Consider the following 12,783-nt stretch of genomic DNA (forward strand, 5'->3'; position numbering starts at 1 on the left):
TTTATTCTACCTCCAACCTTATAAAATAAACATATTACTTTTTGAAGTTTACACGAAAGTCTTGACAGACTCATTTTAGGTAAGATAATGGCTGCTATCTTACCTCGTTTATTAATCCTTTTCTATAGGCTTTGAGCAATAATTTCAAATCTTTAATTTGATTTTTAAGCTCCTTTCCTATGTCTGTATCACCAACTTTTTTTCTGTCTAGTTTTTCTACTATTTGTGTTGAAGATAATATATCCGTTTCTTTACTAAATGCATCTTCAATTGATTTGAAAGGTTGATGAGATATTAGCTGAAGTCCATAGGAATTATAAGTCAATGTGTATCCTGCGAGGCCAGTTTGACTTCTATAAGCTTTAGCAAAGCCACCATCTATAACTATCAGTTTTCCATTACACTTTATTGGGTTTTCTCCAAATTTATTTTTAACTGGAACATGTCCATTTATTATTCGTGATTCAGCTGGATCTAATCCAAATTCTTCAAAAATCATATTACACATTTCTTCAGAATCCCTAAAATTGTAGTAGGGATTTTTCTTTTCTTTATGTGTACTTTTGTCTTTTATAAAGTATCTTTCAAAAGTTGTCATATCTTCTTTTCCAAAAAGAGAAGAACAGGCTCCAGTCCATAAATACCACATTATATCAATACCATATAATTTTTCAGCACTGCCTCTAGTACTGAAATAACCTTCTCTAGCTAAAGAATCAAATTTATCTAGAAGTTTTTTTCCTTTATACTCTTCACCATGAATAGTCATACTTTTAAAAGTTTTATCTTTATTTAAAGGAATACAGCCGTGAAATAAAAGATTAGAATTATAAGTTAAATATAGTCTTCCTTTATTAAATAAAAATAGAACGTGCTTTTGCAATTTATCGCTATTTATAAATGAAATTTGAAGCTTAGAAACCAATTTTTTTTCATCACTCGTAAGTTCAAAAGGATTATTAATATTGATTGTAGGGAAACTTTTGTCGCAAAGCTCATAAGTTATATTGTTTAAAGTTATGGTGCCATCACTATAATTTATCTTATCTAAAAGTAATCTATGATCCATATTAAATTCAGGTCTTCTTTTTATAATTTCATATTCAAGTTTAAATTGAATAATTGTTATGGCTTTATGCATTTTAGAAATAAGCTCAATTTCAGAGGCTCCATATAATGTTTCATCTGTGTTTTTAGGAACGAAAGCTATGCAATTATCATTTTTATAGTGCTTAAGTGCAAAAGTTGCAAGAGGTAATAAATTTATACCGTAAATATCTTCGATGACGTCTAGATTAGAATATCTAGCTGCTATTCTTAAAACATTTGCTATACATGTAGTATTACCTGAGGCAGCACCCATCCACAATATATCATGGTTACCCCATTGTATATCAACAGAATGATAATTTATAAGGGTATCGAGGATTATATCTGGTCTAGGACCTCTATCAAATATATCTCCGATTATGTGTAATCTATCTATTACTAGTCGTTGTATTAATTTAGATAGAGCCACTATGAACTCTTGGGCTCGTTCAATTTCGATAATAGTATTTATTATCCCATCATAATAACCCTGTTTATCATTATTATCAGATTCTTCATGTAATAATTCTTCTATAATGTAGCTAAAATCTGGAGGTAGCGCTTTTCTTACTTTAGATCTTGTATATTTAGAAGATACATGTCTGCATAATTCAATCAACCTATACAGATTAATTTTATACCAATCATTTATATCTTTTTCTTCTCTTAGAACAATCTCTAATTTTTGTTCAGGATAGTATACAAGTGTGGTTAAACTTCTTTTTTCACAGTCCATTAAAGAATTTTCAAATACCTCTTGAATTTTTCTCTTTATAGCCCCTGAACCATTTTTTAATACATGAACAAAAGGCTCATACTCACCATGAAGGTCAGCTAAAAAATGTTCTGTACCTTTAGGTAAATTTAAAATAGCTTCTAAATTAATTATTTCAGTTGATGCCGCTGCAATAGTAGGATATTGCTTAGCAAGCAGACTTAAATATTTTATGTCATCATATTTTTCCATGACATCCTCCTTTTATAAGAAAAAAAGTTTAGTTTAAAAGTAAACTAAACAAATTTCATTTTAAAAGTATACCTATCTCTATGTATATTTTACATTATATAAACTTATAATTCCATAGTAGATTTACAGTTAATGGAATAAAAACTTAATTATATTCCTTTAGGGACATTATTAAGCAATCCTCTTTCAGATAATATATCGTATATTGTTTGAGAGGTTGTATCTTCTAATGTATATCCAAGTAACTTCACTACTGTTTCCAATTTTTCTTCCGATGTAGTTTCAATTTCTAAATATGGGAAGGGACAAAAACTCTTGTCATTAATATCAATTTCAATTAAGCAATCAAGTAATTTATAGCTTTCTCTATATTTTTTATTAGATTCTTTCAGAACTAATCCAAGAGATTTAAATATACCTTCTCCCATAGTTTTGTTATCAATTATAACTTCATTTTCTTCCATGACTTTAAATCTGCCCTGGGATAGCATTTTTTTGGTAGTCATAAAATACACGATTTTATTATTAATCATATCATTTATAGTTCTTATTCTAGCATATCCTTTCTTATCTAAAAGACGTCCATCTTCAAAATCATATATATCATTTACTTGATCTTCCATTTTAACTTTTTCAGCACCATTTGATAATAAAATTTTCCTTATATTTTCAACATCAATATCAACGATCCTGGTTTCTAACTCTTGCATAGAATAGCCTCCTTAGTTAAAGTTAATAAATAATACTTAAAAAGAGTAGATATTTATTTTTATATAATAATATAATATAGCAATTTTAAAAGTTGTGCTAGTAAAATTGATTTATATGGCATATTTATAGTAGAGTCAGAATTATCTAAACAATTATAATAATATGAAGAATATGGTTGCAAGAAATAAAAATATTATTATATAATGAATTCAAAACTGGTAGTATCCAGTTATATTTTCACAAAGATTTATGTAGAAGAATTCAAAGGAAAATTTCAAATGTATCTTAGAAAGCGAAAAACATGGGACAATATATATAGGTGCATTTATATAGTAGGTTAAAAGTTATAAGGACAAATTCTATGTTTTTAATGTGGACTACTTATGAGTGGGGGATAATATTAAATGAAAGGATTACCTAGAAAGGAAGAAGTAATAAAGAGTCTTATTGAGCTTGAAAAGATCAAAGTAAGAGGAATAACAGCAGATGAACTGGGATTTTATATAGGAATAGACCGAACAAATATAAGTAGGTATTTAAACCAATTATATAAGGAAAAAAGGATAAATAAAAAAGAAGGACGACCAGTTATATATAGTAGTATCAAAAGTTACAAGAATGAAATGAATTCAATTAAAAATAAATCGGACATAATCGTGAAAAATATAGATAGCCTTGAAATGCTCATAGGTTCAAATCAGTCACTTAAATTACCTGTACAGCAAGCGAAAGCTGCAATATTATATCCTCCTAGAGGCCTACATACTCTTATTTTGGGTGAAACTGGTGTAGGAAAATCATTATTTGCAGAAGCAATGTACAACTTTGCTAAAGACTCTAAAATAATAGCTTCTGAGGCTCCCTTTATTAGGTTTAATTGTGCCGATTACTCAGATAATCCTCAGTTGGTTGTGGCACAAATATTTGGAGTAAGAAGAGGTGCATTTACAGGAGCAGATACTGATAGAGAAGGTTTGTTAAAAAAAGCTGATGGAGGAATATTCTTTTTGGATGAAGTACACAGGTTATCACCGCAGGGGCAAGAAATGTTATTTACTTTTATAGATAAGGGATATTTTAGGCAGCTTGGAGATACTGAGAAAAAGGTGAAATCTGAAGTGCAGATTATAGCAGCTACTACGGAGAATCCACAGTCATATCTTCTGAAAACATTTACTAGAAGGATTCCAATGGTGATTGTATTACCGACATTAAGAGAAAGAAAATTAGAGGAAAGATATCTTCTTTTAAACGAGTTCATAACAGAAGAATCTATAAGAATAGGAAAGAGCATATATATTAGTAAAAATGCGATTATTTCATTTTTACTATATGATTGTCCTAATAATATAGGGCAATTAAAAAGTGATATACAATTAGCTTGTGCTAAAGCATTTTTAAATTATAAGATTAAGAAAAATAATTATATTTTGGTAGATAAAAGTGATCTGCAACCTAGAATTCAAAAAGGAATAATGAGAATTAGAGAATGCAGAAAAGAAATAGAGAATTTATCTCAAGATATGGCTGATATTTTAAGATTTTCAAGTGAAGATAGTATACTAAAAAATATTGAATTTCATGAAAATCAAATAGAAGGCTCGGAAAATAAAAGTTTTTATTCGATAATAGAAAATAAGATGGAAAACTTAAAGGCACGAGGAATTAATGAGACAGAAATAAATGATATTCTAAATATTGATTTGGAAAAATATTTTAGAAGATATATTAGTAATATCACAACAAATGTTAAAAAAGATGAGATTGCCAAAATTGTAAACATTAAAGTAGCTACGGTTGCAGAAAAAATGTTGAGTATAGCATCTGAAAAGTTAAATAGGGATTTTGACCAGAAAGTTTATTTTGGGTTAGCACTTCATTTACAGGGAAGCATCGAAAGGATTAATTCAGGAAAAAAGATATATCATCCTAAGCTTAATATTATAAGGGTGGAAAATAGAGAAGAATTTGCTGTGGCCATGGATATTATAAAAATTGCAGAAAAAGAATTTCATATAGATATCCCATTAGATGAAATAGGCTATATAACTATGTTTTTGGCTGCATGTAATGATGAAAATAGTGAACAATTAGAGAAAAAGGTGAGAGTTCTAGTAATGATGCATGGAACAAGTACAGCTAGCAGCATGGCTGAGGTAGCTAATTCTTTAATAGGAGAAGAATATGTGCAAGCTCTAGATATGCCACTAACTATGAAGGCGGAGGATATGCTAGAGAAAGCTAAGAAAAAAGTTAAAGAAATATATAATGAAAAAGGGATGTTGTTACTTGTTGATATGGGGTCATTGGTTAATTTTGGAGGTATAATTAGTAATGAATTAGAAATAAAAATTAAAACCATAGATATGGTTACAACATTAACTGTTATAGAGGCAGGAAGTAAAGCTTTTAATGGGAGAAGCTTGGATTCAATATATAATTTATGCAGAGATATTGGAAAGTCCTCTATGCAAGTTTCTAAGGAAGACAATAAATACAATAAAGAACTAGTTATAATAACTACATGCTTTACAGGCGAAGGAGCAGCAGAAAGAATAAAAATAAGAATAAGTAATAATTTAAAGAATATAGAAAAAGTAAAAATTATACCGCTTAATATTTCTGATAGGGAAGAGTTTTTTAGAAAAGTAAATAGGTTAAAAGAGAAGTTTATAATATTAGCAGTTGTAGGAACTATAAAGATAGTTATTGAAGATGTTCCGTTTATATCAGCACAAGATGTTTTTTTGAGTGAGGGAATAAATTATTTGGAGAATTTAATTGACATCGAGTATGACTTTTTAAAAGTCAGAAAAGCATTGAGTAGTCAATTAAATGAATTAAATTCAATAAAGGTATTTTCAGATATTAGAGATGTAATAAGAAAAATAGAAGAAAATTTAAAAGTGAGAATTCAGCATGATGCACAGATAGGAATTTTAATTCATATCACTTTTCTTATAGATAAATTAAAGCATGGTGGTCAAGAATTAAAATTCAAAGATTTAGAAAATTATCGGCATATGCATAATAGTGAATTTTCATTGATTAAGAAAATTTTAAAGGACTTGGAGCGTGTATATAATATAAATATAGGAGATAATGAAATAGCTTATATAGTGAGAATTGTTAAGGAAAATATAATTACTGTGTAATAGCCAAAGCAGTGTGTAAGTTAAATTACACACTATTTTTTTTTGTTGCACACTTTGATTCATGAATTGTGTGACTATGAGATGATTTATATTTATTTGTGTATAAATATAATATTGGTATAAAACTTGCTTTATATAATAGTGTAATAGATGAGTGCTAGTAAATAAAAATATTCAAGGAGAGGTTAAAAATGAAGAATATATTATTAGTTTGTTCAGCCGGAATGTCCACAAGTTTATTAGTTTCGAAAATGGAAAAGGCAGCTGAAGAAAAAGGGATTGAATGTAATATAAAAGCTGTAGGAGAGGCAGATGTTAAAGAATATATAGGTAAGATAGATGTTTTGTTACTGGGGCCTCAAGTTAGATTTTTATTATCAAAATTTAAAGCTAATTTATCGGATAAGAATATATCCGTAGAAGTAATTAATACAGTTGATTATGGAACAATGAATGGAGAAAAAGTCTTAGAAAGAGCTCTAGATCTTATAAAAAATAAATAATTGAAAAGGAGAGAAACATTGTGGAAGAAACAATAATGAATCTTATAGTGCATAGCGGAGAAGTTAGAAGTTATTCAATGGAAGCTATTCAATGCGCTAAAAGTGGGAATATAGATGGAGCAAGAAAATTAATTGAACAAGCAGAAGCAGAATTATTAAAAGCACATAATGTTCAAACATATTTAATACAAAAGGAAGCACGAGGAGAAAAAACAGAAGTTTCTTTACTTATGATTCATGCTCAGGATCACTTTATGACTAGTATGACATTAAAGTCTATGGCAGTTGAAATTATAGAAATACATGAAAAATTTAATAACAATATATGTTAGTCTAATTATTTATTTACTTAAAGTTAAGGAAAAGGTAGTGATAGTATGAAATACATCATAGGTGTCGATGGTGGAGGAACAAAAACAGAAGCAGTAGCTTATGACTTTCAAGGAAATATTATAGTTACTTCTGTAAAAGGATTCGCAAATTTGCTAAATAATAGAGAAAAAGCACTAAATAATATAGTAGATTCAATAAGAGAAATAATGGATGTTCTTAAAGAAGACGAACTTGTAGGTTTATATCTTGGCATTGCAGGATCGGAAGTCGGAGATAATGCAAAAATTATAAAAGATACAATAAAAAATGAACTTAAGACTGACTGTGTACTTATGAACGATGCTGAAATAGCCCTAAAAGCTATGTTAAGGGGGAATGATGGAATATTGACAATAGCAGGGACTGGATCGATAGCATTTGGAGTTAAAAATAATTCAAGTGTAAGGTGTGGGGGATGGGGCAACTTATTAGGAGATGAAGGGAGTGGATATAAAATATCAATTGATGCTATAAAAAGAATGATATTTGAAGAAGAAAATTCTTTACCCAAATCAGAATTAACTACGAGAATTATGAAAAGGTTAGGTGCTAAATCAATAGGCGAAGTAGTAACTTTTGTATATTCCTCTACTAAGGACGAGATAGCATCTTTGGCAGAAGTAGTTTCAATATTGGGCGAGGAAGGAAATAAGATAGCTGAAGAAATATTGGTTAATGAAGGCGTAGATTTGGCTAAGACTGTTATAAATGTGTATAGAAAATTAAAATTTGAAAGCTGCTCTATTGCCTTGGTTGGTGGGGTTATAAGAAAAGCAAAGATATTAAGGAAATCTTTTGAAAAGTACCTAAGAGAAAATATAGTTATTGAGTATATAGTAGATGATGAAATTTCACCTACAATTGGTGCTTATTATATTAATAAAGCGAAGAGAGAAAGTAATGTTTAGGAAAATATTATACTAGACTATATAGAGCCATGGATGAGTTTTGACTTTATTTCAAATAAATCTTAGATATGGGGAGGAAATAATTATGAATAAATTTTTTGAATGGATGGAGGAGCACTTTGTTCCAATTGCATTTAAGATTGGTTCGCAAAGACATTTAGTAGCTATACGTGACGGATTTGCTACAATAACACCTATTATAATGGCTGGTGCATTTGCAGTATTGTTCAATAATATAGGATTTCAATGGTATCAAAATTTCATGGATTGGCTATTGCCAGCAGGTTGGAAAAGCTGGGGAGGATCTATATGGAATGGTTCTTATGCAATTATGTCAATATTAGTTGTATTTACGATATCATATCATTTAGCAAGATCGTATGATAAGGATGGCTTAGGAGCTGGAATAGTATCAGTTGCGGCATCGATGATCCTATATGCAACGACACCAGATGGAGGAGCATTTCCATTAACTTTTTTAGGGGCACAAGGTTTATTTATTTCATTGATAGTATCATTAGTATCTACAGAGATTTTCGTAAAGTTAATCGGCAATCCTAAATTAGTAATAAAAATGCCTAGTGGAGTACCACCAGCAGTTTCGAAATCATTTGCAGCATTGTTACCAACAATAATAATTTTAGCATTAGCAGCGGGAATTAAGGAATTATTTATAGTTATGAGTGTACCAGATATACATCAGGCATTATTCTTTACTCTACAGAAACCATTACAATTAATTGCAGGAAGCTTTTTAGGAGTATTTGTAATAGTATTATTGGTACATGTATTATGGTTTTTTGGTTTACATGGTTCAAATATACTAGCACCAGTAATAAATGCATTATTACTTCCATTACTTTTAGCTAATACAGAAGCAATAACAAATGGATTACAGCCAGAAAATATATTAAATAGTCAATTCTTAGATTCATATGTAAATATGGGAGGAGCAGGAACTTCAATAGCTTTATTAATTGCAATATATGTATTAGGTAGAAAAGCAGGTGCACAACAAAGGGCCATTGCAAATTTAGGTATAGCACCAGGAATATTTAATATAAATGAACCAGTAATATATGGTGCACCAATAGTTTTAAATCCGATCTATTTTATTCCGTTTATATTATCTCCTATAGCCTCATTAACCATAGCATATATATTAACAGTCATTGGGTTTGTTCCAAAGGTAGCAATAATGGCAACATGGACAACACCGCCAATTTTGGGAGCAATTATATCTACAAACTCAATCATGGGTGGAGTTACAGCTCTTATTTGTCTAATTGTAAGTATATTAATATATCTTCCATTTGTATATGTTGCTGGAAGGCAAGAATTAAGAAAAGAAAATGTAAAATAGGAATTTTAATAAAGGATTCTAGGATAGTTATTAATAATGTCTCTTAGTAGAATATTATTAATACTCTATATTGAATATTGAGTAATAAATGGAATTTTAATTAATATATTTATATTAGTCCATTTATTACATTTGTGAGTTATGAAATGTAGCAGATTCTTAGGAATCTGCTTTCTATTTATATATTAAGATTTCTTAAATCTGTGCTTTACAATAAATAATATATTAAGCTATTATTAATATATTAGATTTATATGGTTTAAAAGAATCATAATAGATACTAACGGCTAAGGATAAGTAAGGTATTTAAATAATAAGGTTAATGATAGAATCGTTTTATAAGATTAATAAGGTCATTTATATTTTCTAAATAATGTATTAATTTAGATGATAAGTGATTTGCTAAAGATTAGAAAGTTCTATAAATAATAAAAAGGGTGGTCATATGAGTAAAATTATTGATCCAGCAACTATAATAAAATCTTATAACAACAATATAGTTTCCGTAAACATGAATGGAAAGGAAAGAATACTTTTTGCAAAGGGAATTGGATTCGGTAGAAAGTCTGGAGATGCCATTGAAAAGGGTACTGAGGTTGAAAAGATATTTGTTATTGAAGATGAGGATAACTTAAGAAACTTTAAACAAGTAATTGAAAACGTTGATGAAGAATTTTTTGTGCTATGCGAAAAGATGATATCATATGTCGCAAATGAATTGAAAGAAAATTTGGATGAGAGAATACACGTCGCATTAGTAGATCATTTGAATTTTGCAGTGAAAAGGCTTTCGGATAAAGAAGAAATAGAAAATCCATTTCTTATGGAAATTAGAGCATTATATCCACAAGAATATTCGTTAGCAGAAAAAGTTGCGGAAGTTTTACAAAATGAAAAAAAGGTAAGAATTCCAGAAGGAGAGATTGGATTCATAGCATTACATATCCATTCTGCTAGAAATTCAGGTAAACTATCCAATACTATAAAGAATACACATTTGATAAACTCAGTAATTGAATACGTAGAAGCAAAAACTGAAATAAAAATAGACAAAACATCGTTAGACTATGCCAGATTTCTAACACATTTGAGATTTGCAATTAAAAGAATTTTAAATGACATATCTATTGAAAATGACTTTATAAAAGAAATAAAATCAAAATATAAATTATCATATAAAGTATCTAAGGGTGTAGCAAAAATATTAGTTTTAAAGCTAGAAAAGAAAGTTTCAGATGATGAAATAGCATATCTAGCAATGCATATAGAGAGATTTAGAAAAGCTACAATAAAACTCTAATTAAAATGGCTAACATATTAATAAAAACATGTTAGCCATTTTTTTTATAAAGTAAAAGTAATTACTTCATCTTCTCCAGCAACAACTTCTTTATCAATATTTGAATTTAAATCCTTGATTATATCCATGTTTGTAACAAGGACTGGGGTGATCAAAGAAAAACCTTTTCCTAAAATAAAATCCCTATCTATTTTTATAATTGGAGTCCCAGCTTTAACTTTAGTTCCAGCTTTAGCTAATTGTTCAAAACCTTCACCATTTAAAGAAACAGTATCGATACCTATATGAACTAATAACTCAGCTCCATTATCAAGAGTAATTGCAAATGCATGCTTTGTATTAAATACTAATGTTAAGGTTCCGTCAGCAGGTGAAACTACTATATCTCCAGTAGTATCTATTGCAAGCCCGTCTCCAGCCATTTTTTCTGCAAAAACTTTATCTGGCACTTTTGATAAATCTATTGTTTTACCAGTTATAGGTGCAACTAATTTTGCTTCTTTATTTGAGTCCTTTGAATTCTTCTTAAAAAAATTAAACATACTTAATATTCCCGATTAAACAGGAACAGTCACTTCCTTTCATTCTGTTATTTATTGGTAATAAAAAAGCATAAGTTTCCGAATTACGCAAACTTATGCCTGATTAAACAGTAACACATTTATGTACTAATTATATTATTTCATACAATTAGTGTCAACAATAAAAAAATAAAAAAGGGTATTGACTATAGAATAAAAATAGAATAATATGAGTGTATAAGAATACGATCTTTGGCGTGTAACCGATTAAATCAGGGCATTAGCTGAAAGGGATAATATAATTTATCCTTTTCAGCTTTTTTATTTGCTGAAAAGGATACATGTCCATAAGAATTATAATGCATTTAGGGATATAACAATCCTTAAAATAAATTTTATTAATTATTATGGAAGGGGAATTATATTATTATGATGAAGTATTTACAAAAATTAGGAAAATCCTTAATGCTTCCAGTAGCTTGTTTACCCGTTGCAAGTATTTTAATGGGTCTTGGTTATTGGCTTGACCCTACAGGCTGGGGAGCAAATAACATTGCTTCAGCTTTTATGCTAAAAGCAGGTAGTGCTTTAATTGACAATATGGGAATTTTGTTTGCAATTGGTGTAGGTGTAGGAATGTCAGATGATAATGACGGTACAGCAGGACTTGCAGGACTTGTTTCATGGCTTATGATTACAACATTATTATCTACAGGAGCTGTAGCAATGTTTAAGGGAATTGATGTTAAAGAGGTAGCGCCAGCATTCGCTAAAACTCAAACACAATTTATTGGTATTTTATCAGGTTTAATAGGTGCAGCCTGTTATAACAGATTTAAAAGTGTTAAATTACCAGATGCATTGGGATTCTTTAGTGGAAAAAGATGTGTCGCAATTGTAACCGCAGCATATTCAATAGTTGCATCTATAGTATTATTCTTTGCATGGCCTCTTATTTATGGTGCATTAGTAGCATTTGGTGAAGCTATTGTATCAACAGGTGCAGTTGGATCTGGTATTTATGCATTCTTCAATAGATTATTAATACCATTTGGTCTTCACCATGCATTAAACTCAGTATTCTGGTTTGATGTAGCTGGAATTAACGACCTTGGTAACTTCTGGTCAGGTAAAGGAACACAAGGAGTAACTGGTATGTATATGACTGGATTCTTCCCAGTAATGATGTTTGGATTACCAGCAGGAGCATTAGCTATGTACCATACAGCTAAAGATAAGAAGAAGAAAGCGGTATATGGTTTATTATTAGCAGCAGCAATATCTTCATTCTTCACAGGTGTTACAGAACCATTAGAATTTGCATTTATGTTCTTAGCTCCAGGTTTATATGTTCTTCATGCTGGATTAACAGGAATTTCAGCATTTGTATGTACATTATTACCAGTAAGAGCTGGATTTAACTTTAGTGCTGGATTTGTAGATTGGTTCTTAAGTTTCAAAGCTCCTATGGCAGAAAATCCAATAATGTTAATCCCAATAGGTTTAGTATTTGCAGTAATCTATTATGTAACATTCCGTTTTGCAATTACAAAATTTAATTTAAAGACACCTGGTAGGGAAGATGATGATGCTGAAGAACTAAATGTAAAACTTGCGAATAATGATTATACTCAAGTGGCAGCTGTAATATTAAAGGGTGTTGGAGGAAAAGAAAACGTAGTATCTATAGATAATTGTGTAACTAGATTACGTTTAGAAATTAAAGATCAAGCTGCTGTAGATGAAAAAGTTATTAAATCAGCAGGTGTATCTGGAATAATAAGACCAGGAAAAACAAGCGTACAAGTTGTTGTAGGAACACAGGTGCAATTTGTAGCAGATGAATTTAAAAAATTATGTAAGTAAATTTGAAGATCAATAATTAGATTAGGAA

The 12,783-nt window shown here is 29.6% G+C and carries 10 protein-coding genes; 7 read left to right on the top strand and 3 right to left on the bottom strand.

Annotation, left to right across the window (positions count from 1 at the left end; genetic code table 11):
• Positions 1–94 precede the first annotated feature (94 nt).
• Both L3B96_RS20280 and L3B96_RS20285 read right to left on the bottom strand, forming a co-directional pair.
• Positions 95–2,056 carry a fructose-1,6-bisphosphatase gene (locus tag L3B96_RS20280; RefSeq protein WP_012060697.1) on the bottom strand — a complete coding sequence of 654 codons (1,962 nt, stop codon included), beginning with the start codon at positions 2,054–2,056 and terminating at the stop codon, positions 95–97.
• Between the two features lie 149 nt (positions 2,057–2,205).
• The gene (locus L3B96_RS20285) at positions 2,206–2,766 is read right to left on the bottom strand and encodes a CYTH domain-containing protein (RefSeq protein ID WP_012060696.1); all 561 of its coding nucleotides are present in this window, start codon (positions 2,764–2,766) and stop codon (positions 2,206–2,208) included.
• 405 nt (positions 2,767–3,171) lie between these two features.
• Here L3B96_RS20285 and L3B96_RS20290 point away from each other — a divergent pair, with 405 nt between their 5' ends.
• The 6 genes from L3B96_RS20290 (at position 3,172) to L3B96_RS20315 (ending at position 10,368) form a co-directional block, all read left to right on the top strand.
• Entirely contained in the window at positions 3,172–5,922 is a 2,751-nt protein-coding gene (locus L3B96_RS20290; protein WP_238948416.1) for a sigma-54-dependent transcriptional regulator, read from the top strand.
• 191 nt (positions 5,923–6,113) lie between these two features.
• Positions 6,114–6,425, top strand: coding sequence for a PTS sugar transporter subunit IIB (locus L3B96_RS20295; RefSeq protein ID WP_012060694.1), 312 nt, complete (start codon positions 6,114–6,116; stop codon positions 6,423–6,425).
• Between the two features lie 20 nt (positions 6,426–6,445).
• A complete protein-coding gene (locus tag L3B96_RS20300; RefSeq protein ID WP_012060693.1) occupies positions 6,446–6,757 on the top strand; it encodes a PTS lactose/cellobiose transporter subunit IIA in 312 nt (103 codons plus the stop codon).
• Positions 6,758–6,802: 45 nt separating this feature from the next.
• A complete protein-coding gene (locus L3B96_RS20305) occupies positions 6,803–7,705 on the top strand; it encodes a BadF/BadG/BcrA/BcrD ATPase family protein (protein WP_238948417.1) in 903 nt (300 codons plus the stop codon).
• Positions 7,706–7,790: 85 nt separating this feature from the next.
• On the top strand, positions 7,791–9,068 hold the full coding sequence (locus L3B96_RS20310; RefSeq protein ID WP_238948418.1) for a PTS sugar transporter subunit IIC: 1,278 nt from the start codon (positions 7,791–7,793) through the stop codon (positions 9,066–9,068).
• Between the two features lie 445 nt (positions 9,069–9,513).
• Positions 9,514–10,368, top strand: a complete 855-nt coding sequence (locus L3B96_RS20315; protein WP_238948419.1) for a PRD domain-containing protein — start codon at positions 9,514–9,516, stop codon at positions 10,366–10,368.
• A gap of 44 nt (positions 10,369–10,412) precedes the next feature.
• Here the strand turns inward: L3B96_RS20315 and L3B96_RS20320 are convergent, their stop codons facing one another.
• Complete coding sequence (locus L3B96_RS20320) at positions 10,413–10,910, bottom strand: PTS glucose transporter subunit IIA (protein ID WP_039769952.1); 498 nt, start codon at positions 10,908–10,910, stop codon at positions 10,413–10,415.
• Positions 10,911–11,318: 408 nt separating this feature from the next.
• On the opposite strand from L3B96_RS20320, the gene nagE reads away from it, so the two are divergent.
• A complete protein-coding gene (gene nagE / locus L3B96_RS20325) occupies positions 11,319–12,755 on the top strand; it encodes an N-acetylglucosamine-specific PTS transporter subunit IIBC (RefSeq protein WP_012060688.1) in 1,437 nt (478 codons plus the stop codon).
• Positions 12,756–12,783: the final 28 nt, after the last annotated feature.

It is taken from the genome of Clostridium sp. YIM B02569 (assembly GCF_022320765.1).
In the GTDB taxonomy this organism is placed as follows: domain Bacteria; phylum Bacillota; class Clostridia; order Clostridiales; family Clostridiaceae; genus Clostridium; species Clostridium beijerinckii.